Annotated in this window: 22 protein-coding genes and 1 tRNA gene; 9 read left to right on the top strand and 14 right to left on the bottom strand. The window is 65.1% G+C overall.

Annotation, left to right across the window (positions count from 1 at the left end; all coding sequences use genetic code 11):
* Nucleotides 1-28: 28 nt before the first annotated feature.
* On the top strand, nucleotides 29-979 hold the full coding sequence (locus WHH00_RS18500; RefSeq protein ID WP_406635091.1) for a DMT family transporter: 951 nt from the start codon (nucleotides 29-31) through the stop codon (nucleotides 977-979).
* Between the two features lie 18 nt (nucleotides 980-997).
* Here WHH00_RS18500 and WHH00_RS18495 read toward each other — a convergent pair whose 3' ends face one another.
* Nucleotides 998-1,873, bottom strand: coding sequence for a glycosyltransferase (locus WHH00_RS18495; RefSeq protein WP_406635089.1), 876 nt, complete (start codon nucleotides 1,871-1,873; stop codon nucleotides 998-1,000).
* 146 nt (nucleotides 1,874-2,019) lie between these two features.
* Nucleotides 2,020-2,961, bottom strand: coding sequence for a hypothetical protein (locus WHH00_RS18490; protein ID WP_406635087.1), 942 nt, complete (start codon nucleotides 2,959-2,961; stop codon nucleotides 2,020-2,022).
* A gap of 155 nt (nucleotides 2,962-3,116) precedes the next feature.
* Here WHH00_RS18490 and WHH00_RS18485 point away from each other — a divergent pair, with 155 nt between their 5' ends.
* The 3 genes from WHH00_RS18485 to WHH00_RS18475 all read left to right on the top strand — a co-directional run bounded on the left by WHH00_RS18485 (nucleotide 3,117) and on the right by WHH00_RS18475 (nucleotide 5,553).
* A complete protein-coding gene (locus WHH00_RS18485; RefSeq protein ID WP_231454150.1) occupies nucleotides 3,117-3,662 on the top strand; it encodes a peptidylprolyl isomerase in 546 nt (181 codons plus the stop codon).
* A gap of 9 nt (nucleotides 3,663-3,671) precedes the next feature.
* Entirely contained in the window at nucleotides 3,672-4,550 is an 879-nt protein-coding gene (locus WHH00_RS18480) for a rhomboid family intramembrane serine protease (RefSeq protein ID WP_406635085.1), read from the top strand.
* Nucleotides 4,551-5,085: 535 nt separating this feature from the next.
* Nucleotides 5,086-5,553: a carboxymuconolactone decarboxylase family protein gene (locus tag WHH00_RS18475; protein WP_406635083.1), complete on the top strand. Its 468-nt coding sequence runs from the start codon at nucleotides 5,086-5,088 to the stop codon at nucleotides 5,551-5,553.
* A gap of 237 nt (nucleotides 5,554-5,790) precedes the next feature.
* Here WHH00_RS18475 and WHH00_RS18470 read toward each other — a convergent pair whose 3' ends face one another.
* Nucleotides 5,791-6,402 carry a DNA-3-methyladenine glycosylase I gene (locus WHH00_RS18470; protein WP_406635081.1) on the bottom strand — a complete coding sequence of 204 codons (612 nt, stop codon included), beginning with the start codon at nucleotides 6,400-6,402 and terminating at the stop codon, nucleotides 5,791-5,793.
* Between the two features lie 48 nt (nucleotides 6,403-6,450).
* Entirely contained in the window at nucleotides 6,451-6,702 is a 252-nt protein-coding gene (locus WHH00_RS18465) for a cell division protein CrgA (protein WP_406635079.1), read from the bottom strand.
* 174 nt (nucleotides 6,703-6,876) lie between these two features.
* On the opposite strand from WHH00_RS18465, the gene WHH00_RS18460 reads away from it, so the two are divergent.
* The 3 genes from WHH00_RS18460 to WHH00_RS18450 are packed head-to-tail and all read left to right on the top strand — an operon-like array spanning nucleotide 6,877 to nucleotide 8,476.
* On the top strand, nucleotides 6,877-7,668 hold the full coding sequence (locus tag WHH00_RS18460) for a class E sortase (RefSeq protein ID WP_406635077.1): 792 nt from the start codon (nucleotides 6,877-6,879) through the stop codon (nucleotides 7,666-7,668).
* Between the two features lie 2 nt (nucleotides 7,669-7,670).
* Nucleotides 7,671-7,838: a hypothetical protein gene (locus WHH00_RS18455; protein WP_231454144.1), complete on the top strand. Its 168-nt coding sequence runs from the start codon at nucleotides 7,671-7,673 to the stop codon at nucleotides 7,836-7,838.
* Nucleotides 7,835-8,476: an anthranilate synthase component II gene (locus WHH00_RS18450; protein ID WP_406635075.1), complete on the top strand. Its 642-nt coding sequence runs from the start codon at nucleotides 7,835-7,837 to the stop codon at nucleotides 8,474-8,476. Before WHH00_RS18455 ends, WHH00_RS18450 begins: the two co-directional genes overlap by 4 nt.
* Nucleotides 8,477-8,493: 17 nt before the next feature.
* Here the strand turns inward: WHH00_RS18450 and pknB are convergent, their stop codons facing one another.
* The 7 genes from pknB to WHH00_RS18415 are packed head-to-tail and all read right to left on the bottom strand — an operon-like array spanning nucleotide 8,494 to nucleotide 17,938.
* The gene (gene pknB, locus WHH00_RS18445; protein ID WP_406635073.1) at nucleotides 8,494-10,449 is read right to left on the bottom strand and encodes a Stk1 family PASTA domain-containing Ser/Thr kinase; all 1,956 of its coding nucleotides are present in this window, start codon (nucleotides 10,447-10,449) and stop codon (nucleotides 8,494-8,496) included.
* 15 nt (nucleotides 10,450-10,464) lie between these two features.
* On the bottom strand, nucleotides 10,465-12,204 hold the full coding sequence (locus tag WHH00_RS18440) for a protein kinase domain-containing protein (protein ID WP_406635071.1): 1,740 nt from the start codon (nucleotides 12,202-12,204) through the stop codon (nucleotides 10,465-10,467).
* Nucleotides 12,201-13,661: a peptidoglycan D,D-transpeptidase FtsI family protein gene (locus WHH00_RS18435; RefSeq protein WP_406635069.1), complete on the bottom strand. Its 1,461-nt coding sequence runs from the start codon at nucleotides 13,659-13,661 to the stop codon at nucleotides 12,201-12,203. Before WHH00_RS18435 ends, WHH00_RS18440 begins: the two co-directional genes overlap by 4 nt.
* Nucleotides 13,658-15,055 (bottom strand): FtsW/RodA/SpoVE family cell cycle protein, encoded by a 1,398-nt coding sequence (locus WHH00_RS18430; protein ID WP_406635067.1) that lies wholly within the window; start codon nucleotides 15,053-15,055, stop codon nucleotides 13,658-13,660. Before WHH00_RS18430 ends, WHH00_RS18435 begins: the two co-directional genes overlap by 4 nt.
* Nucleotides 15,052-16,656 (bottom strand): PP2C family protein-serine/threonine phosphatase, encoded by a 1,605-nt coding sequence (locus tag WHH00_RS18425; protein WP_406638688.1) that lies wholly within the window; start codon nucleotides 16,654-16,656, stop codon nucleotides 15,052-15,054. The genes WHH00_RS18430 and WHH00_RS18425 overlap by 4 nt, the downstream gene beginning before the upstream one ends.
* Before the next feature lie 59 nt (nucleotides 16,657-16,715).
* A complete protein-coding gene (locus tag WHH00_RS18420; protein WP_350004155.1) occupies nucleotides 16,716-17,198 on the bottom strand; it encodes an FHA domain-containing protein in 483 nt (160 codons plus the stop codon).
* Nucleotides 17,195-17,938, bottom strand: coding sequence for an FhaA domain-containing protein (locus tag WHH00_RS18415; protein ID WP_406635065.1), 744 nt, complete (start codon nucleotides 17,936-17,938; stop codon nucleotides 17,195-17,197). The genes WHH00_RS18420 and WHH00_RS18415 overlap by 4 nt, the downstream gene beginning before the upstream one ends.
* A 375-nt stretch (nucleotides 17,939-18,313) precedes the next feature.
* Here WHH00_RS18415 and WHH00_RS18410 point away from each other — a divergent pair.
* Nucleotides 18,314-18,396: transfer RNA gene (locus WHH00_RS18410), tRNA-Leu, on the top strand.
* A 191-nt stretch (nucleotides 18,397-18,587) separates the two neighbouring features.
* Here the strand turns inward: WHH00_RS18410 and WHH00_RS18405 are convergent.
* Nucleotides 18,588-19,286 carry a FadR/GntR family transcriptional regulator gene (locus tag WHH00_RS18405; protein ID WP_406635063.1) on the bottom strand — a complete coding sequence of 233 codons (699 nt, stop codon included), beginning with the start codon at nucleotides 19,284-19,286 and terminating at the stop codon, nucleotides 18,588-18,590.
* A 10-nt stretch (nucleotides 19,287-19,296) separates the two neighbouring features.
* Complete coding sequence (locus WHH00_RS18400; protein ID WP_231457647.1) at nucleotides 19,297-20,424, bottom strand: L-talarate/galactarate dehydratase; 1,128 nt, start codon at nucleotides 20,422-20,424, stop codon at nucleotides 19,297-19,299.
* 153 nt (nucleotides 20,425-20,577) lie between these two features.
* Between WHH00_RS18400 and WHH00_RS18395 the strand changes: the two genes are divergently transcribed.
* A complete protein-coding gene (locus WHH00_RS18395; protein WP_406635060.1) occupies nucleotides 20,578-21,507 on the top strand; it encodes an NADP-dependent oxidoreductase in 930 nt (309 codons plus the stop codon).
* 15 nt (nucleotides 21,508-21,522) lie between these two features.
* Here WHH00_RS18395 and WHH00_RS18390 read toward each other — a convergent pair whose 3' ends face one another.
* Nucleotides 21,523-22,263: a TetR/AcrR family transcriptional regulator gene (locus tag WHH00_RS18390; RefSeq protein ID WP_406635058.1), complete on the bottom strand. Its 741-nt coding sequence runs from the start codon at nucleotides 22,261-22,263 to the stop codon at nucleotides 21,523-21,525.
* Between the last annotated feature and the right edge of the window lie 60 nt (nucleotides 22,264-22,323).

Here is a 22,323-nt window from a genome sequence, read left to right as displayed (position 1 = left end):
CGGCCCGGCTGCGCATTAGGGTGGTCCAGTGAACTTCTTTCTCGCGGCCGTCGGCGTATTGGGTGTCGCTTCATCCGGTCCGCTGATTGCTGCCACCCTTGGGGCCACAACCGTCAGTGCCCTAGCCATAGCATTCTGGCGCAACGCCATCGGCGCGGCCGTGATGGCCTCCCCTACCCTCATCCGCGACCCCCGGCAGTTCCGCAGTATCACCTGGCGCGAGTTCCGCTGGTGCCTGCTGGCCGCCGTCGCGCTGGCCCTGCACTTCGCCTGCTTCATCACCTCCCTGCAGCTGACCTCTGTTGCCGCCGCTACAGCCCTGGTGTGCCTGCAGTCGGCCTGGATAGCTGTCTTCCAGCTGTTCCGCGGCACCCGCCACCGGTGGCAGGTGCTGGTTGGACTCGGCATTGCTTTTGGCGGCGTGGTTGCCATTACCGGATTCGACATGGGGTCGTCGCCGGATGCCCTGCTGGGTGACCTGCTGGCTGTCGCCGGCGGGGCGCTGGCCGGCCTTTACACACTGGCTGGAGGAAAGGCCCGGCAAAGCATGACAACGGGCACCTACACCACGCTCTGCTACGGCATGTGCGCAGCCCTGGTCGCCGTACTGGCAGTCCTGGGGAGGCAACCCCTGGTGGGATTCGAAGCCGCGGGGTGGCTGGGGATCCTGGCCATCACGGTCTGTGCGCAACTGGTGGGGCATACCGCGTTCAACCACCTGCTGGCCACCATGAGTCCGCTTCTGGTCTCCATGATCATCCTCTTGGAGATCCCGGGCGCCGCGCTGCTCGCCGCGGTATTCCTCCACGAAACCCTTCCCGCGGGCACCTACGCCGGCCTCGGCCTCATCCTGGCGGGACTTGCCGTGGTGGTGCTGGGCCAGCGGTCCGGGAAAGGCGCGCGCCCACGAAGGGCAGCGGCAAGCGGGCGGGAGGAACCGCCGTCGGACCGTCCGCTCGCTGAGCTGGGGACCGACTGACGGCGTCGCCCGGGTCCTTTATTGACCGCCGCGGCGTACAGGCTGGGCGGTATTCACGGTGTGGATGGCCCGGAGGAGCTTGGCGGGGAAGTACACCGAAAAGAACACCACCATGGGAGCCTTCAGCGCCATCTTCTTGACGTTGTGGGCTTTGTAGGTCCGGTCAAAGCGGGTGACGTAGTAGCGGTAGTCCCGCGGTGAATCCTCAAGCCTGCGGGCAGACATCCCGGACACCATCTGCGGGCAGTACTGGATCTTGAGATCGTTCTCGGCCAGATGCAGGGACAGGTCGATGTCCTCGTGCATCTCGTCCCTCTCGTCACGGCAGGTTTCGGCCCGGATGATTTCCCACGCGGTGGAACGCAGGGCCATGTTGGAGCCGAAGAGGAAGTGGTACTGGTGCTTGGCCAGTTTCAGCATGAGCTGGCGCATTTTGTCGTCCGCTTTGAGCCCGAACCGGCGCATCGGCATGTCGTAGTAGACCACCGGGCCGGTGGCTGCCTGGACGGACTGGTCGAGGAAGGCTTTCTGCACCTGCTCCACCCAGTCCGGCTCCACGACCGAATCGGCATCGATCCTGCCCAGGACGTCCCCGGTGGCGTTGTCCAGCCCGAAGTTCCGGGTGGGGATGAGCCCCTGCTCCTTGTCCTGGCTGAGCAGGATGATGGGGCTTTCCGGGTATTCAAGCTGCATCTGCTGCACAATGCGGGCCGTGCGGTCCTTGGACAGGTTGTCCACAACCACGATTTCGTGGGCGGGGACGGACTGGTAGATGGCAGCTATGAGGCACTGCCGGATGACGCTTTCCTCGTTGTACGCCGGAATGACAATGGACACGCGGGGCAGGTCTGCTGCGTCGTTCAAGGCATCCCCAGAGGATTGTTCGGCTGACATCGGTTCAAATCTAGCACCGAACCGCTGCCCGGACCCGGACCACAGTAACCATCGGAGACGGGAAAAGGGCCCCGCCTTGCGGAGGAGCCCTTTCCGGCTGCTGCTCCGGCCCCAAAACGCGGACCGGTTACATCAGGACTGTTGAATCAGGACTGCGAAGCGCCCTTGTCACCGTTGCCGATGTTGGAGGCGATGTTCTTGGTGGCGGTCTTCGCGTCCGTGGCGGCCTTCGTTGCGCTGTCCGCAGCGTCCTCGGCCACGTGCTTTGCCTTCTCGCCGGTTTCCTCAGCCTTGTCCCCGGTGGCGGACCCGGTGGTTGCCGGAGCTGCCGCGGCGGGCGTGACGGTTGCCGGTGGCTCCTGGACCTCGTTCACGGTGGTGGCCGGCACGGGCGCAGGCGTCGGTGTTACCGGTGAGGGGGTCTTCCAGGGGTCTTCGACCGGCTTGGAAGCCTTCCAGGCTGCGACGCCGGCGGCTACCGCGGCAGCGATCACACCGAAAACCAGCCAGCCGCGCTTCTTCTTGGGGGGTTCCGGCTGTGCAAGCTGGATGCCCACCGTGCGGCCGGCCTCGGTTGCTGCTGCCTTCAGCTGCGTGCCGGTGGTCTGTGCCTGCTCCTGGAGGGCGTGGATGATTCCCACGTCGCCGAGTTTGTGGGCCATGGCATCGACCCGGGCCGGGGCATTTTCCAGGGTGCGGTGCACGGCCACGGATGCGGTACCAATCTGGTCCGAAAGGCGCGGCAGGTATTCCACAACCACGCGGTCACGGGCGTTGAGGATCACCGGAGTGGCCTTGTCCAGCGCCTCGTGCAGGCGGGGGGACGCACTGTCCACGGCGTCGTTAATCTTCGGGGCGAGCTGGGCCAGGCCGTCCTGGATGCGCGGGGTCACCGTGGCAACACCGTCGGCCAGGTTGTGGGCCGCGGACTTCAGGCCCTCCTGGACCTTCGGGGACGCGGTGTCCAGGCCATGCTGGAGACGGTCAATGGCTGCTTCCACACGGGGGGTTGCCCAATCCTTGGCATTCTCCACTGCGCTGGTGACTGACAGTTCAAGGTCACGGGCAATACGGTCCGACTTCTTCACAACTACCTCCCGATTAATGTGACGGTTCTGTGGTTAGCCTACGTGGCTTGGTGTTCACCTGCTATTCCCCCAGCGGATTTTAGGAGGATTTCACCCAGCGCGGAACTGCGGCGGCAGCCGTTCCCTCCATAGACCGCCATGGAAGAATAGGCCCTATGACTGCCATAGCAACTGCAAAAGCAACCATCCACACCAGCCTCGGCGACATCGTCGTCAACCTCTTCGGCAACCACGCCCCCAAGACGGTCAAGAACTTCGTTGGCCTCGCCACGGGTGAGCAGGCATGGACCCATCCGGAGACGGGCGAAGAGAAGAACGGTACTCCGCTGTACAACGGCACCATCTTCCACCGCATCATCAAGGACTTCATGATCCAGGCCGGCGATCCGCTGGGCCGCGGAACGGGCGGACCCGGCTACCGTTTCGATGACGAGATCCACCCCGAACTCAGCTTCAACCAGCCCTACAAGCTGGCCATGGCGAACGCCGGCATCCAGATGGGCAAGGGCACCAACGGCTCGCAGTTCTTCATCACCACCATCCCCACGGACTGGCTGCAGGGCAAGCACACCATCTTCGGCGAGGTTGCGGACGACGACTCCAAGAAGGTCGTTGACGCCATCGAAGGTGTCCGCACCGGCATGGGCGACCGCCCGGTAGAGGACGTCACCATCAACAGCATCGACATCGAACAGCTGTAATACCGCACCATGAGCTACGGAATTCCGGCGGCTGAGCCGTCCGCCCAGGTTCCGGTGTGCCCGCGGCACCCGGACCGGCCCTCCTACGTCCGCTGCCAGCGCTGCGGACGACCGGCCTGCCCCGACTGCCAGCGGGCGGCCGCCGTCGGATTCCAATGCGTTGACTGCGTCAACGAAACAAAACGTACGACGCCGGAGGTGCGGACCGTCTATGGCGGCGCCGTAGCTGCGGGCAAACCACGGGTGACGTTCGGGATCATCGCTGTGTGCGTCGTTGTGTATGCCCTGCAGTGGCTGATTCCAGGCCAGGTTGTCTACGAACAGTTTGCCTACAACAATGTTTTCGCCACGCCCCAGTACGGTGCGTTCGAACCGTGGCGCATGCTTACCGCTGCGTTCCTGCACTCTCCGGACTCGCTCCTGCACATCATCCTCAACATGTACACGCTGTGGATCTTTGGCCAGGCATTGGAGCCCCTCCTGGGCCGCGCCCGCTTCCTGGCGCTTTATCTGATTTCCGCCGTGGGCGGTTCCGTGGGCTACCTCCTCCTGAACCCGGTCCTTGTTCCGGGCCAGGGACTGGTAGGCGTGGTGGGTGCGTCCGGTGCCATCTTCGGCCTCTTCGGGGCCATGCTGCTGGTGCAGCGGCATCGCGGCGGCGAGACCCGGCAGCTCTGGGTACTGATCGCCATCAACGGAGTGATCGGTTTCCTCATCCCCCAGATTGCCTGGCAGGCGCACCTCGGCGGACTCATCACCGGCGGACTCTGCGCGGCCGTGCTGGCCTACACCCCCCGCGGTCCGCGGCAGCGGCTCCTCCAGGCGGCAGGACTGGCAGCGGTGCTGGCCCTGCTGATAGCCGTCAGCTGGGTGAGGATTTCCCTCTAAGCGCCTCGCGCCCAGACGGGCAGAACGACCCAATCCACCAGAAATCCCGCCGTCCCGAAGGACGGCGGGACTTTTTGTTTTCCACAGCCCTTATCCACAATGTTGGTAACTTACAGCTTTGTAGTTCATCCCCGGGAGCCTCCCACACCCCTGATTCACGGCTGTTTTCCCCAGAACCTGGGCGTTTTTCTCCACAGCTGTGGATAACCTCTGGGGATATGCATGTGTTTAAGTGGACAAACCGGCCTGGGGAGGGCGTTCTGTGGATAACTGTTGGAAAGTCTTTTCCTGAGGGGTTCGCATCGCCTTCGAGGACGCGGCTATCAACACAGTTATTCACACTGTTAATAAACAACACGGCTGTAGTTCACCCGTCCGGATGTCCCCGCATCGCAGCGTACGGGCCTCTGGGGTCCACCGTTGCCCACGCAGTATCCACAACTGTGGATAACTTGTGGGTATCGTCTTGTTGGTAAGTGGATAAGCAACGAGCGCCTACCCTTGCTTTGACGTCACTTTTCCGACAGGAGGGTCCATGACCGCGACCACCAAGCACATATTCCTCGACAAGCAGCATCCCGCTGTGTGGCGGGCGCTTAATGGCCTTGGACTCAAGGTCAAGGAGGCGGCGCAGGAAGCGGGGATGGAGCCCAGGACGATGGAGCTCCTGCATGTGCGGATCTCACAGCTCAATGGCTGTGCCTACTGCCTTGACCTCCATGTGCGGGATGCGGTGCAGGCAGGAGAGTCTCCCCAGCGGCTGGCCGTCCTGCCGGCGTGGCGGGATACCTCACTGTTCACCGAGAAGGAGCGTGCCGCCCTGGCATTGGCTGAGAGCATCACGGCACTGCCCGGCCACCACCCGCAGGAGCAGGAGGAGGCATTTGCCAGGGAACACCTGACAGAGGAGGAATTCTCCGTGGTCAGCTGGCTCGCCATTGCCATGAACGCCTTCAACCGGGTGTCGATCACCAGCCACCACCCGGTCCGCAAAGAGCGCTGAGCCCGGACGAGGCCTATCCCCGTACGTTATCCACAGGTATTCCACACTGTTAATAACTGCTTCCAGAATGCAGGTTTAGCCTCCGACGCCTCCGCGGCAGGGATCTGCACGCCCGGCAGCCGGGAAAGGACCTTTGGCTGTGGATAAGGTTGCCAACAGCTGGGGAAAGCGAGAGGGCGCCACGTGGTGCGGCGACTGGCGGCGCACTTCCTGGGTCCGTCGGCCCGGCAACTCCGTCTACCGTGCGTGCGGCCAGATTCCGGAGGATCCCCGCCGGTGGCTTCCCAGCAAATGGGTATCCACCATTCCGATGGCTTCCATGAGGGCGAACATGGTGGTGGGACCTACGAAGGCGAATCCTCTTTTGCGGAGGGCCTTGGAAAGGGCAATGGATTCCGCGGACTGGGTGGGGATGTCCGCATGGGTCCGGGGGCGGGGTGTTGACTCGGGCTGGAACTGCCAAACGAAATCCACCAGGCCGCCGTCCTGCCGCAACGACAGCGTCGCGTGGGCATTGGTGACCGCGGCACGTATCTTCAGCCGGTTCCGGACAATACCGGCGTCCTGGAGCAGCCGCTCGACGTCGGCCTCCGTGAACTGTGCAACGGCGTCGGGGTTGAAGCCGGCAAAAGCGGTCCGGAACGCGGGGCGCTTGCGGAGGATGGTGGCCCAGGAGAGCCCGGCCTGGAAACCCTCCAGGCATATGCGCTCGTAGAGGCCCTGCTCATCCCGGACGGGCATGCCCCATTCATGGTCGTAGTATTCCCGCAATAACGGGTCCGAGGACGCCCATGGAGGCCGGGCCAGGCCGTCGCCGCCCAGCAGGACGCCGTGATCGTCAGGAGGCATGCGTGTCCCCGGGGATGAGTTCCGGCCTCACGGCCGTTCGAAAAAAACCTATGAGCGCCAGCGGGTGGTCATCAGGAATCCGATAATCGCGATACCGAAACCAGCCACGATGTTCCACGACTCCCATGCCTGGACGGGAAAGCGTCCTTCGCTGATGTAGAACGTGATGATCCAGAACAGGCCGATGATCATGAGGCCGAACATCACGGGCTTGAACCACACCGGGTTCGGCTTGTACGTCTGGGACGAAGCCTGTAGGGCGCTGCTGGCAGTTTTCTTGCGCGGCTTTGACTCGGGCACTGGCTCTCCTTGGCGGGCTGAGGCAAGCTCGGCGTTCCGGGCTTGGTATCCTGCAAGAAGGAAATTGCCAGCGGTCTGCGCGATCTTGGTCAAATCTGGATTCTTACTAGCAGCCAATTCTAGCCGTAGTTCATGGGCCGCCGGTGCCCGATGGAACCGCCCCGAGGAGAACGCGTGGTGTTGCAGGAAAAGGCGGGCCGAGCCGCTGCGGCGCCTGCCGGCGTCGTACTTCTGCGTGGAGCAGTCCAGGTGGTTGGCGAGCTGCTCATCACCGCCGGCATCGTCCTCCTGTTGTTCGTTGCGTGGCAGCTGTGGTGGACCAACGTCGAATCGGATGCCAGGCAAAGCGAAGTCATCAAGGAATTCGCGCAGGATCTTGGGGGCGCTGCCCCAGCCGCACCCGCCCCTGCCGCACCCGCCCCTGCCGGCGGGGAAGACTTCGGTGAGCCGGTAGTGTCCGCTGCTCCCGGCCACGCCGGCACAATCGGCATCATGTACATCCCGCGGTTCGGCGCCAATTACACCCGGCCCATCGTGGAGGGTACCACCAGCGATGTGCTGGACACTTTGGGGCTGGGGCACTACGGCACCACTGCCATGCCCGGAGCAGTCGGCAATTTCGCCGTTGCCGGGCACCGCCAGACCCACGGCGCCGTCCTGGACAACATCCACACCCTGGTTCCCGGGGACAAGATCTACGTCCAGACCAAGGACGGTTATTACATCTATGTCTTCCGCAACAACCAGATCGTCATGCCATCGCGCACCGACGTCCTGGAACCGGTGCCCACCCTCCCGGGGACAGTCCCCACCGAAAGATACCTGACCATGACAAGCTGCAACCCCCGCTTTGGGGCGGAAGAACGCATCATTGCCTACTCGCTCCTGGACAGCTGGCGTCCCGCCTCGGCAGGGCCACCCGCTGAAATCGCGGACCAGGTGGCTGCGGCGATCGGAAAGGGCTGACTATGTACGGCTGGATCTTCCGGCATCTTCCCGGGCCCCTCTGGCTGCGGATCTTCACCTCATTGGTGCTCATCGCTGCGGCACTGGTATTGATGGTGCAGTTCCTTTTCCCCTGGATGTCCGAATACACCCAATTCACCGACTCAACGATTGGTTCAGCAAGCCAGTGACCACAACCAAAATCCTCGTGGTGGATAACTACGACAGCTTCGTCTACACCCTGGTGGGCTACCTCCAGGAACTCGGCGCCGAAACTACGGTGGTCCGCAATGACGATGTAATCCTGGCCGAGGCCATCGAACTGGCCAGCACCCGGGACGGTGTGCTCATTTCACCCGGCCCCGGCAACCCCGCCGAAGCCGGGGTATGCATTGAACTGATCAAGTGGTGCGGCGAGAACAGCGTGCCCATGTTCGGCGTGTGCCTGGGGCACCAGGCCCTCGCCGAAGCCTTCGGGGGGAAGGTCACGCACGCCCCGGAGCTCATGCACGGCAAGACTTCCCTGGTACAGCACATTGGCACCAGCGTCTTTTCCGGGCTCCCCTCCCCCGTCACCGCAACGCGCTACCACTCGCTGGCAGCCGTCCGTGAATCAATCCCGGACGTCCTGGAAATCACCGCGGAGACCGCCTCCGGCGTGGTGATGGGGCTCCAGCACCGCACGGCGCCGCTGTGCGGCGTGCAGTTCCACCCGGAATCGGTGCTCACCGAGGGCGGCTACCAGATGCTGGGCAACTGGCTGGAATCGCTGGGAATGAAGGGCGCAGCCGCCCGGGCAGCCAAGCTAAGTCCGCTGATCCAGCACTGACCTGCCGGCTGTCCCGGTCAGTCGTCATCCTTGGTGGAGGTCGGCTTGGGCGTCGGCGTCGCGGTCGGCTCGGGGCTTGGCGGGGGCGGCGGCGGGGCTTTGGCCACCACGATCGTGACAGTCTTGCCCTGCTCCACCGTCGCGTTGACCGGATCGCTTTGGTCCGTCACCCTGCCCGCCTCCACCTGGGCATTCTCCACCTCGATCACCGCAGGAACCAGGCTCAGTTCCTTCAGCGCAGCCTCAGCTTCTTCGCGGGTACGTCCCCGCAGTTCCGGAAGCGCAACCTTCCCCGTGGACACAATCAGCTCCACGCTGGTTCCCACACCGACCATCTGGCCCGGAGCGGGGCTGGTGGTGATCACGATTCCGGCCGGAACCGTGGCGCTGTTGGCCGTGGTGGTCGAGGGGGCGCCAGCCAGGCCGCTTTGCCGCAGGATATCCCTGGCCGCTGCTTCCGTCTTCCCCGGCAGGCTCTCGGGAATCATGACGGCGCTGGGGCCCTCGGAGATGTTCAGGACCACCTCTGCGCCCGGATCCATGGATGCCCCGGACTCCGGCTCGGTGCCGATCGCCGTGCCCTTGGGAACGGAATCGTGCTGCGACCGGACAATCCTGGGCTTGAGGTCGGCGTTGTACAGTTCCTGCAGCGCCGCTGATTCTGTCATGGCAGCCACCACCGGGATCTGGACTTTCGGCACTTCCGGGGCAGGCCGGTTGACGGTGCTGTACAGCCACAGCGCGCCGCCGGCGAGGACCAGCAGGGTGAAGACCACCAGGGTTGCGATCCATGCACGACGGCGGGACTTCTGCCGGGGGCTCGGCTCACGTTCCGGCGGGAGGCCAAGCGGCAGCACCCCGGCGTCTGTCCGGTCATCGACCCCGGCCGCGAGGGGCATGCCGGCCCCGCGGTCACCGGCGGAGGCGTGCGTTGCGGCCAGCCTCCCGGTGGGAGCATCGTCCAGGAAACCCGCCCCTGTGACACCAAATGCTTCGGTGGCCGGAGCAGAGGGGGCGGGGACGTGGTCATTGGGGTCCGTCGGCGCTTCGGAGGCCGGCAGCGCCGGTACCGGCACCCCCGACCGGGCAGCGCGCAGGGCACGGCGGAAGGCCGCCGCGTCCTGGAACCTGTCATCGCGGTTCTTTTGCAGGGCCTTGGACAGCACGCTGTCCAGTGCCGGCGTGACCTCCGGATTGAGGGTACTGGCCGGTTCCGGTATTTCGCGGACATGCTGGTAGGCCACCGACACGGGGCTGTCACCGACGAACGGCGGACGCGACGTGAGCATTTCGTACAGCAGGCAGGCAGCAGAATAGAGGTCGCTCCGCGCGTCAACGGCTTCGCCGCGGGCCTGCTCGGGAGACAGGTACTGGGCAGTGCCCACCACGGCCTGTGTCTGGGTCATGGTGGCCGATGAATCCGCGATGGCGCGGGCGATCCCGAAATCCATCACCTTCACCGAGTTGGTGCTTTCGCAGTACATCACGTTGGCCGGTTTGATGTCCCGGTGGACGATCCCGGCCTTGTGGCTGTATTCGAGCGCGCCCAGGACGCCCATGCAGTAGTCGATGGCCTGCCCAATGGTGACGTCGTGGCCGCGGATCAGGTCGCGGAGGGTTTTTCCCTCCACAAATTCCATCACGATGTAGGGCACCCGGACGTCCTCGGAGCCATCGTGGACAAGGTGCTCGCCGGTGTCGTAAATGGCCACGATGGAGGAGTGGTTGAGCGCCGCCACAGCCTGGGCCTCGCGCTTGAACCTGGCCTGGAACTGCGGATCACGGGCCAGGTCCGGGCGCAGCAGCTTGATGGCCACCGTCCGCCCCAGCCGGGTATCCAGACCGCGGTACACGTCCGCCATGCCACCGCGCCCGATCAGGCCGCCCAGTTCGTAGCGGCCACTCAGGACGCGGCGGTTATCCACCGGGAGGCTGTCCTCACGGTGCAACGGGGTGCGCGGTGACTCATTCATGGGATGTCCTGGCGGCTACGGGTTGCAGGTTGGAGGCGTACCCGGCTGCTGGCCGTCCGTGCAGTCGGGCAGTGCTGACTCGACGGTGGGCGCCGCCACCGCCGAGGTGGTGGGTGCCGCCGTAGGAGCCGGAGCCGGGGCTGCTGGAGCAGATGTTGTGGGCTCGGGTTCGGGTGCCACGGCATAGACGACGGTGATTGCAGTGCCCTCCGGCACTGCACCCGTGGGGTTCAGCTCAATGACCCTCCCGGGGGCATCGTCGGTGCTTTCCTGCGGCACAACGGTTACTGCAAGTCCCAGGGCAGCAAGATCAGCCTGCACCTGCCGGTAGTCCTTGCCAAGGTAAGCGGCCGGTATCACGTTGACCAGTTCCGGGGTGGGTTCTTGCGTCGCGGTGGGCGTCGAGCGGGTCTGCGTGGGAGTAGCGGACTGGCTTGTCCGGGTGGGGCTGGCGCTGCTCGGCGCCGCGCTGCTTGTGGTCACCGCGGACGTGGGGTCCTCGGAGGGGAAAAGGATTCCCCGCTGGCTGAGGAAGAACCCAACAAGGGCAAACAGAAGCAGCAGGATCAGGGCGATCAGCGGCCAAGTCCAGGGGCTGCGGCCCTTGCGCTGGGGCTCATCGGCGGGCTCGTCGTCGTACGTTGCCTCTTCCGGCACCCACTTGCGCTCAGCAGCGAGGGCGTTGGCCCGGGCCAGCGTCCCCTGGGGGGCGTCGGCATCGGCGGCTGCCCCTGCAGCCCCGGCTGCCGCTCCGGCGGCTGCACCCGCCGCGCCCGCGCCAACCACCGGCAAAGCGGAAGTCCGGCTTGGGGAATCATCCCGCTGTGCGCCGATGACGCCGGTGGGCGCCGTCGCGGTGTCCACCGGAGCCGTGATGGGCCCTGTGTCAGCGTCAAAGAGGAGCATTCCCGGGACGGCTGCGCGGGCTGCGCTGATGTCACCGTTGCGGATGGCCTCGGCTGCCTCGGCCAGCTTGATGGCATTCTCCGGCCGGTCCTTGGGGTCCTTGGCCAGCATGGACATCAGGAGGGCGCGTACCGGGGTGGGAAGTGATTCCGGCAGGGGCGGCGGGGCATCGTTGACCTGGGCGAGGGCAATAGCGATCTGGGATTCGCCGGAGAAGGGGCGGTGGCCGGTCAGGCACTCGTAGCCGATGACGCCGAGCGCGTAGATGTCCGACGAACCGGTGGCCGTCTGGCCGGTGGCCTGCTCGGGTGCCAGGTACTGTGCGGTGCCCATCACCTGGCCGGTCTGGGTGAGCGGCACCTGGTTGGCGAGGCGGGCAATGCCGAAGTCGGTGACTTTGACCCGTCCGTCAGGGGTGATCAGGAGGTTGCCCGGTTTCACGTCGCGGTGCACCAGGCCCTGGGTGTGGGCAACGGAGAGGGCACGTGCGGTCTGGGCGATGATGGACAGCGTGCGGTCCGGAGAGAGGACCTGCTCGTGTTCGATGATGCTGCTCAGCGGCTGGCCGGGGACCAGTTCCATGACCAGGTAGGCGGAACCTTCCTCCTCGCCGTAGTCGAAGACGTTGGCGATGCCCACGTGGTTCAGGAGCGCTGTGTGGCGGGCCTCAGCGCGGAAACGCTGGAGGAATCCGGGATCGCCCGTGTACTCCTCTTTCAGCACCTTGATCGCGACGATGCGGCCCAGGACGAGGTCTTTGGCCTTCCACACCTCGCCCATGCCACCAATCGCGATCCGCGTGGTCAGCTGGAACCGCCCGCCGAGGGTGATTCCGGTTGTAGGCCTCACTTATTCAACACCGCCTCAAAAATTCTCTTCGCGTTCGGACTGGTCAGCTGTGCTCCGGTGGTGATGTCCACGCCTTCCATGACGATCGTGACACCAACCTGCGGGTTGTTTGCGGGGGCAAAACCGGTGAACCAGGAGTTGTTCGCTCCGTTGCCCAGCTCGGCGGTTCCGGTTTTTCCTGCCACCTGGACGCCGGGAACCGCCGCCCGGTTGGCGATGCCCTCGCTGACCGCACTCACCATCCACTCCGTTATCTGGTTGGCGATCTCCGGAGTGGTGGAGGTCCGCAGCGGCTTTGGCTGCGGTTCATCAATCACCCGGAGGTCCGGGGAGCGCAGGGTTTTGATGAGGGTGGGCTGCATCTGGACGCCGTCGTTCGCGATTGCGGCGGTCATCAGCGCCACCTGCAAGGGCGTGGCCCTGACGTCCTTCTGCCCGATGACGGACTGGGCCAGGCCGGGGCCGTCGAGGTCGTCAGGGAAGGTGTTGCCGCTGGCGTAGTCCAGCTTGAGCTGATCGCCCATGTCCTGGCCGAAACCAAACTTATTGGCCTGTTCGGCAATGGCGTCCCGGCCAAGGTCAAGGGCGATGCTGGCGAAGGGGGTGTTGCAGGACTGCTGGAGCGCGAAGGCGAAGCTGGCGGTGTCCCGGGTGTAGCAGTTGCCGCCCGCGTAGTTGGGCAGGCGGTACTGGATGCCCTCGAACGGCAGCTCCGCGGGGTTGGGGAGTTCGCTGTCCTTGTTGTACTTCCCGGATGCCAGGGCCGCTGCGGTATCCACCAGCTTGAACACTGAGCCAGGGGCCAGGAGCTCCCCGGTGGGTCCGCTGACGTTGGGGTTCAGGTTGATCCCGGGCACCTTGATAAGTTCATTCATGCTGGCATCGGCCGCGGCGAGGTCCTGGGTGGCTACCAGGTTCGGGTCATAGGAGGGTTTGGACACCATGGCCAGGATGGCTCCGGTCTTGGGGTTGGTGACCACAATGGAGCCGCGCTGCCCGTCCGGGATCAGGCTGTAGGCCAGCTGCTGGATTTCGGGGTCGATGGTGAGCTCCACCGATGCGCCCTTGGGCTGGTTTCCGAGGAACAGCTGCCCCACCCGGTCAAGGAACAGCTGGTCCGAGTTGCCGGCCAGCTCCGCTCCCATGGACTGCTCCAGGCCGGTGGCGCCGAAGTTCTGCGAGAAGTACCCCGTGATCCCTGCGTAGGCTTCCGGCTGCGGGTAGGTGCGCTGGAAGGCGCAGGTCTCCGAGCCGGTTTCCACGGATTCCGCCACGGGGGATCCACCCACGATGACGGCGCCACGGTCGTTGCAGAAGCTCTGCAGGACGGCGCGCTGGTTCCAGGGGTTGGCCTTGAGTTCGTCTGCCCCGATCACCTGGACGTAGCTGATGGCGCCGAAGATCAGTGCGAACATGGCGATGGCCGCCACCCATGAATGCCGTATTGCCTGGTTCACAGGTGCTTCACCGCCTCGGTAGGAGTATCAATGCCGGGTGCTTCCGATCCTTTGCCCGGCGGCAGGGGAGTGGTGTCCACGGGGCCGCGCGCGGTATGCGAAATCATCAGGAGCAGCCCAACAATGATCCAGTTGGCCAGCAGGGACGAGCCGCCGGCTGCCAGGAAAGGTGTGGTGAGGCCCGTCAGCGGGATCAGGCGGGTCACGCCGCCGATCACCACGAAGCACTGCAGCGCCACGGCGAAGGACAACCCGCAGGCAAGGAGCTTTCCGAACGCGTCGCGGGTGCCCAGGGCGGCGCGGAAACCACGCGTGAACAGCAGCAGGTACATCAGGACGACGGCGAACAGGCCAATGAGTCCCAACTCCTCGCCCAGGGAAGCGATGATCATGTCGCTGTTGGCGAAGGGAACGAGGTCGGGGCGCCCCTGGCCCAGTCCGGTGCCCACCAGGCCGCCATTGGCCATGCCGAAGAGTCCCTGGATGATTTGCCGGCTTCCACCAGGAAACCGGTCGTAGACCTCCGGTGTGAAGGCATTGAGCCAGCCGTCGATTCGGAGCTGCACGTGGGAGAACACCTGGGCGGCCACGAAACCCCCGCCGGCGATGAGCGCCAGGCCAATGACAACCCAGCTGATCCGGCTGGTGGCCACGTAGATCATCACAATGAACAGGCCGAAGAAGAGGATCGAGGAGCCAAGGTCCCGCTGGAAAATCAGGACGCCGATGCTGACCAGCCAGGCGGTGATCATCGGGCCCATGTCCTTGAACCGCGGGAATTGCAGCGGCCCCACCTTCCGGCCCGCCAGCAGGATCAGGTCGCGGTTGGAGGAAAGATAACCGGCGAAGAATATGGCCAGGGTGATCTTCGCGACCTCACCGGGCTGGAAGGTCATGGGGCCAAGGCGGATCCAGACCCGTGCTCCGAGGATCTCGCCGGCCGTGATGCCCGGAACCAGGGGCAGGATCAGGAGCAGCGCGCTGGCAGCCAGGGAGATAAAGGTGAAACGGCGGAGGACGCGGTGGTCCTTGAGGAACCAGATGACCGCGATGGCAACGGCCATGGCGATCAGCGTCCAGCGCAGCTGGTTGTTTCCGGTGTCATCACCCGGTGCATCCAAACGGTGGATCATGGCAAGACCCAGCCCGTTCAGCGCCACCACGAGCGGAAGTATTACCGGGTCGGCATACTTTGCGCGGAAGCGGAGGACGCCGTGGAACACCAGCGCAGCGACGGCCAGGAGGCCGGACTGGAACCAGAAGTCCGAATCGAAGGCGTTTTCCCGGTCGATCCCCACCAGCATGTTGGCGCCGATGCCTACGGCGAGGGCGAGCAGGAGCAGCGCGAGTTCAACGTTGCGGCGGGGCTTGGGCATGGTGCTGGGCTGGCTCATTGGACCGCCTCACAGGTGACGGAGGGGCTGGGCGACGGCGACGGGCCGGCTGGCGCGGGAGCTGCCTCCGGGGCTGGGGCAGCGGACTCCGTGGGAGCCGGGGCAGGACTGGATGCTGCCGGCGACGGTGAAGGCGGTACGCAGTCCTCCTCGGGAGACGTTGTCCCGGTGAGCTCAAGGTTCTTTACGATCCGCTGGGCGTCATACAAGTCGTTGGCGGGAACGGTCTGGCGGACGCGCTGCTGTGAAAAGGGCGGCAGCGAATCCATTCGGATCTCCGTGACGGTCTCCAGACTGGACAGTCCGATAGGTCCAAGGCGCTGTGAAACTCCGTTGAAGATGGCCACCCGCGAGTCGTGCTCGCCCACGTAGTACCGGGTCTGCGTCCACGCATAGCCCAGCCACAGACCCGCCGTCAGGGCGACCAGAACTGCGGCGGAGATTGCCCAGGTGACCCACCGGCGCGGCTTGAGCGGGACCAGGTTGTCCTCAGGGTCGTTGCCCGGCTGTTCGGCCTTGTGGGTGAGGAGGGTGGCTGCCCGGCGCGCCACAGTGCGTCCGGCAATGGTGGGGATGGAGCCCGACTCTGCGGCCGCGGCGGCAGCACCCACAAGTTCATGCGGCCGGGAGGCCAGCTCCTCCCGGAGCACTTCTGCTGAAAGGTGCTCGCCCAGGTGTGGATCGGTGGAACCCTCCTGTACGGACGGCGCAGCGCTGGTGTCCTTGCCGCCCGCCGCGTCTTTCGCTTCCTCGGAGTCAAGGTTGCCGCTGTCCCCGGCGGGGGTGGTGCTGCCCTCCGGCGGGGTGCTTTTGCGGGCAGCCGCGGCAGCGGCCAGGGCGGCACCTGTAGAAGGAATGACTTCGACGGCGGCTGTACTGACGTCGTCGGGCGTTTCTTCGACGATTTCCACCATGATCACGGTGACGTTGTCCGGGGAACCGGCTTCCAGGGTGAGGTCCACCAGGGTTTCCACGCATTCGCGGAGGTCCTTGGTTTCCCGGACTGTCCGTTCCACGGCGTGGCCGGCAACGTAGTTCAGCCCGTCGGAGCAAAGCAGCCAGCGGTCTCCCGGCAGCACGTCCAGGGTGTCGAGATCAAGTTCGGGACTTGCGTCGACGTCCCCCAGCACCCGCATCAGGACGTTCTTGTGCGGGTGGCTTTCGGCTTCTTCCGGGCGGAGCCTGCCTTCGTCGATGAGCCGCTGGACGAACGTGTGGTCCACGCTCACCTGCTTGAATTCCCCGTTGCGCAGGCGGTAGGCACGGGAATCGCCGATATGTGCGAAGTGGAGCTTTCCCTCCGCCAGCAGGAGTGCCGTCACAGTGGTGCCCATTCCCGCCAGTTTGGGGTTCTGGTGCACCAGTTCAGAGAGCAGGGAGTTGGCAGTCTGGATTTCGTCGGCAAGGACTGTGCCTGCGTCACCGTGGTATCCGCCGCGGTCCAGATGGATCATGTCCAGGACGGTGGCCGCTGAGGCTACGTCGCCGCCGGCATGGCCGCCCATGCCGTCCGCGACTACCGCGAGGTGCCGGCCCGCATAGGCGGAATCGTCATTCTTGGAGCGGATGCGGCCGACGTCGGAGCGCGCCGCAAAGCGCATGATGAGGGGCCGCTGCGGGGGCTGGTGCCCGTTTGCGGGGGATTGCGTGGCGGCCACGGCTATGGCCTCAATTCGATGACCGTCTTGCCGATTCTCACGGGTACCCCTGGCTCAACCGGCAGGGCACGGGTAAGTTGCTGGTCCGCCAGGTACGTTCCGTTCGTTGAGCCGAGATCCTCGATGAACCAGCGGCTGCCTTGGGGGAACAGCCTGGCATGGCGGCCGGAGGCGTAGTCGTCCTCCAGGACCAGCGTGGCCTCCTGTGCCCGTCCCAGGAGGATGGGGCTGGCGGCAAGCGGAAGGGTGGTTCCCTTGAGCGGCCCCTCGATGACGACAAGCTGGTGGGCCTGCTGCTTCACCGGCTGCGGTGCGGCTTCCGCCAGATCAGGATTCTTGCGGACCTGGCGCTGGGTTGGGGCACCCGAGGCTGCCTTGCGCCCCACCATGAGGTCCCGCCGCATCGCCGAGACGATGCTGAAAATCAGTACCCACAGGAGCAGGAGGAAGCCAAAGCGCAGGGCCGTGATGGTCAGGTCGCTCATGCGCGGCCACCAGGGCCGGCAGGCAGAAGGCGGAAGATGATTTTTGTCCGTCCCATAGTGATGGTGGAGCCGTCAGTGAGTTCGGTGCTCCCTGACACCTTCTGCCCGTTGACATAGCTGCCGTTGGTGGAACCCATATCCACGGCGCTGGTCACTCCGTTGGCCGTGCGGATTTCCAGGTGGCGGCGCGAAACGCCGGTGTCCTCGACATGGATATCGGCATCGGAAGACCTGCCCAGCACAATGGAGGGCGCGTTGAGGGAGTAGCGCTGCCCGTCGATGTCCAGGACGGGCTGGAGCCGGACCGGCTGGCGGCTGGGAACTGCCGGCACGGTGGGGCGTGCCGGAGCGCCGGCCGGGGAACCCTGGGACTTTTCGGTGGAGGAAATGATTTCAAAGTCGCCGGCACGCAGCTCCGTGTCCCGACGGAAGGAGATCCGCACCGAACCCTGAAGCGTGTAGCCCTGGCTGCGGACGTGGTTGATCACCACATCGCACAGTTCTTCCGCCAGCGGGGTGCCCCATTCCTGGGCCCTCTTGAAGTCGTCTTCACTGAGCTGGACGTCGAAGACATTGGGTGCCAGGGTGCGGCCGGCCGACACCGTCAGGGCCCTATGGTCCACCTCGCGGCGCAGCCTGCTGGCGATTTCCACGGGTTCAACCTGGGCGCGGGAGCCGGTGGAGAAGACGCCTCGGACAGCCTTTTCAATGCCGCGTTCAACTTTGTCCAGCAGACCCATGATCCTTCTCCTTTCCCCCCGGCTGCGGGGCAGCTTCCGTTTCGGAACTTCACCCGCCGTGCAGTTCACAACTCAGGAGCGTGCGCGCGTGCGGCAGCCACTCCTACATCCGATACTACTGGGCAGGCCTGTGAATGACCTTAATCCACAACGGCCCGCCGCCTGCAAAAGTTCACTTCCCTGCCGCAGGAAGGCCGGATCCGGCAGCAGTTCCCTACCGGGAAGGGGGCGCGGAATTGCGGGTTCACCCGGGCCCGGGCAGGCGCACGGGAGCCCAATTGGTAATTTCCGTCCAGTGTCCGTTATGCTTGATCTCGCTGCTTTTACAAGGTTGCGGATCCTGGAAACGGGCCGTTACTTTGTGGAAGAAGTTGCGCGCGAGTGGCGGAACGGCAGACGCGCTGGCTTCAGGTGCCAGTATCCGAAAGGGTGTGGGGGTTCAAATCCCCCCTCGCGCACGCAATTGGGAGAGCCCCGGTCTTAGGACCGGGGCTCTTCTGCGTTCGGCGACGTGCTTAGAGCCGATTACACCGCTGACTGGACTTTCCACCCCGGGGTTCCCGGGTGTTAAGTCCAAACCCGGGTGCCTCAAAGTCTGGTTCGACGACGGGAATCGGTTGGGGCCATGCGGCGCCGCGTGTCGCCAGGGTCAGGGGCGCGCTGAAGCCTTGAACCGGCGTCGTGAATTTGCCAGGTGGCTGCGCATGGCGGCTGCGGCGGCGGCCTCGTCCCCGTCCGCGATCGCCTCCGAGATGGACCGGTGCTCCTGCACCACCTGGTCAAAGTGGTCCCGGGCATAGTGTTCGACGCCGGTCAGCAGCCGGGTGCGCGGCATCGCGATCATAGTCTGGCCCAGCGCTGCAAGGCAGTCGGAGTAATAAGGGTTGCCGGAGGCGGCGGCCACTGCCCGGTGGAACTCAAAGTCGGACTTCATGGCGTGCGCCGGGTGCCCCGCACTGGCGGTAAACTCCTCCAGCGCTGTGGTGACGGCCCGCAGTTGCCGCTCCGTGTGGTTGCGCGCTGCCAGCGCAGCGGCTTCCGTCTCCACGCCCATGCGGAACTCCAGCAGATGCAGCCGGTCCTCCATCGTGGCCACCGGACGCGCCCCTGGCCCGGGGGAGGGTCCGTCCGACGGCGGGGTCAGGGCAAAGCTTCCACGCCCCCGTTCGGTTTCCACAAGTCCCTCGGCCTGCAGCCGGGTCAGTGCGGCGCGCACCACGGTACGGCTGACGCCAAAGTCGCTGATCAGGGTGTTTTCACTGGGAAGCTTCTCTCCCGGCTGGATGACGCCGTCCACAATGCGGGTGCGAAGGTCGGCGGCGAGGTCCGCGGTGAGGTTCCGGGTCATGGCAACTAGGTTACGCGCCGAACTCCACTGATTCGGTGGTCCACGCGCGCGCCTGCTCGCTCAGGGTGATGCCCAGGCCGGGGCGGTCCGGGACGATCATCCGGCCGTTTTTGGTTTCGAGGCGTTCGTTGAACAGCGGATCGAGCCAGTCGAAGTGTTCAACCCAGGGTTCGCGCGGGTAGGCAGCGGCCAGGTGCAGGTGGATCTCCATGGCAAAATGCGGGGCCAGCCCCAGCCCGCGCTCATCCGCCAGGGCGGCGAGGCGGAGGAACTGCGTAATGCCGCCCACCCGGGGCGCGTCCGGCTGGATGATGTCGCAGCTGTTGGCGCTGATCAGGCCCTTGTGTTCAGCGACGGAGGCGAGCATTTCGCCGGTGGCGATGGGAGTGTCCAGGACCTGCGCCAGGTGCGCGTGGCCCTCGAAGTCGTAGGCGTCCAAAGGTTCTTCAATCCAGATCAGGTTGAACTCCTCGAGTTGGCGTCCCATCCGCAGGGCGGTGGCACGGTCCCATTGCTGGTTGGCGTCCACCATCAGCGGAACGTCCCAGCCGATATGCTCGCGGATCCCGGCGACGCGCCGGAGGTCCTCCTTGCTGTCCGGCAGGCCGACCTTGATCTTGATGCCGCCGATGCCCTCCTCCAGCGACTGCGTGGCGCGGGCCTTGACTTCCTCCAGGCTGGCGTTGAGGAAGCCGCCGGAGGTGTTGTAGGTCTGCACGGAGTCGCGGTACGTGCCCAGGAACTTGGCCAGTGGCAGGCCGGCCCGCTTGGCTTTGAGGTCGTAGAGGGCAATGTCGATCGCAGCCAGGGCCTGGGTGGCCACTCCGGAGCGGCCCACCGACGCTCCGGCCCACAGCAGTTTGGTGTAGATCTTCGCGATGTCGTTGGGATCCTCGCCGATGATGCCCGCGGCGACTTCCCTGGCGTGTGCGTACTGTGCGGGACCGCCGGCGCGCTTGGAGTAGCTGAAGCCGACGCCGGTGTGCCCCAGTTCCGTGGTGATCTCGGCGAAGAGGAAGATGACCTCGGTCATGGGCTTCTGGCGTCCCGTGAAGACCTTCGCGTCACTGATGGGAACAGCGAGGGGAAGGCGGGCGGTGGACAGCTTGACGTGCCGGATCAGGTCGACGGTACTCACGGGTTCTCCTTCGGGCGGGACCGGGCTCCTTCGCCCGCCCTCTTAGGATATAAGTAGAGTACTTGTATTACAAGTGCTCTACTGCTCCGTGTGATCGGCCACTCCCGGTGCAGGGCAGGAATAGCGGCAGGCGGGGGCGCTGTTGACGCAGGAATGAAGGCAATCACTTACAGCGAATATGGCAGCCCTGACGTTCTCGGGCTCACGGAGCAACCCCTGCCGAAAGTGGGGCCTGGAATGGTCCTGGTCAAGGTGAAGGCGGCGTCCGTCAACCCGGTCGACTGGAAAATCATGGCGGGCTACCTGGACGCGGCGATGGACCTGCAGTTCCCGGCGATCCCGGGGTGGGATGTGGCCGGCGTGGTGGAATCCGTGGGAATTGATTCCCGGCAGTTCAAGCCCGGAGACGAAGTGATCTCCTACGGACGCAAAGATTATGTCCATGGCGGCAGCTTTGCCGAATACATTGCCCTCCCGGAGAGGCTCCTGGCACGAAAGCCGGCAACCCTTGAATGGAACGAGTCGGCCGGACTTCCCTTGGCCGGTTTGACCGCCTACCAGGTCCTGAACCGCCTGGGCCTCGCGTCCGGCGAAACCGTGCTGATCCACGGCGGAGCCGGCGGTGTGGGATCCCTGGGCATCCAGATTGCCGCGGCACTGGGCGCCGACGTCATTGCGACGGCGTCGGAAAAGAACCACGATTTCCTCCGCTCCCTGGGCGCGCATCCCATCGCCTATGGTGAGGGCCTTGCCAGCCGGGTCAGGTCGCTCCGCCCGGGCGGGGTGGAGGTGGTTGCCGATTTTGTCGGCGGGAACCTTGAGGCCACCCTGGCGGTCCTTGCAGAAGGCGGCAGGCATGCCTCCATTGCCGACAGCGACGTTGAGGAACATGGCGGCGCCTGGATGTGGGTAAGCCCCGTCGGCGCCCAGCTGCAGGAGCTTGCCGACCTGGTGGACGAGAGGAAGATGCGGGTGGAGGTTGCCGAGGTGTTCCCCTTGGCCCAGGCGGCGGATGCATTCCGGCTCAACATGGAGGGGCATACCCGCGGCAAGATTGTTGTGGCAGTGGACCAGTCCGCCTGATGCCCGGGGTGGAGGCTACTTCCTGATTGCCCCGAATCCCGTGATCAGGGCCTCGAGTCCGCGATGGAACGCGGTGTCGGCCGGGCGGCCCCGTTCCTGCCCGGCCGGCGCGTCCCGGCGCGACGCCGAGCTCCGCACGGCAGCCGTGAAGTAGGGGGTGGACTCCGCCATTGATCCGGATTCGAAGATGTCCTCCGGCGCCGTGACGTCGTAAGCGGAGCCAAAGATGAAGGACTCCAGCGCCACGATGGCGGGAATGATGTGCTCCTGCGGGAACCCGGCGTCGGCGAATCCCTTGCTTACGGTCTCGTACATGGCCAGCGTCTGGGGCGCATCGGTGACGGGCAGGACAGCGATCACTGGAATCAGTGGGGTGTGGACGGCAAAGACGTCCCGGTAGCTCCAGGCCCACGTGCGGACCGCGGCCTCCCAGGCTGCGGAGCCGAATCCTGAGACGTCCACCAGGGACATCAGGTGGTCCTCCACCAGGAGCAGCACATCCTGCTTGGAGGCTACGTGGTTGTAAAGGGCCGACGGCGCCACGTCCAGTTCCCTGGCCAATGCGGCCATGGTGAGGCCGTCATACCCCTTGCGGTTGATCAGTTCCAGTGCCGCCGCCGTGATGCCGGCCTTGTCCAGGACGGCTGCGGACGGCCTGCCGGCCCTCCGCCTCTGGGTGCCGGCAGTCCCCGAAGGGCGCCCCTGAGTGGCTGATACTGCCGGCATGCCTGCCCTTTCGTTGGTGGTCTCCAGCATTATTCCACCGGGCCCTTCCCGTCCCTGCCAGGACCGGCTATAGTTCTACTAAATGAATGC

Source organism: Pseudarthrobacter quantipunctorum (assembly GCF_045291495.1).
GTDB lineage: Bacteria > Actinomycetota > Actinomycetes > Actinomycetales > Micrococcaceae > Arthrobacter > Arthrobacter quantipunctorum.
This window is presented reverse-complemented; position numbering and strand designations above follow the sequence as displayed.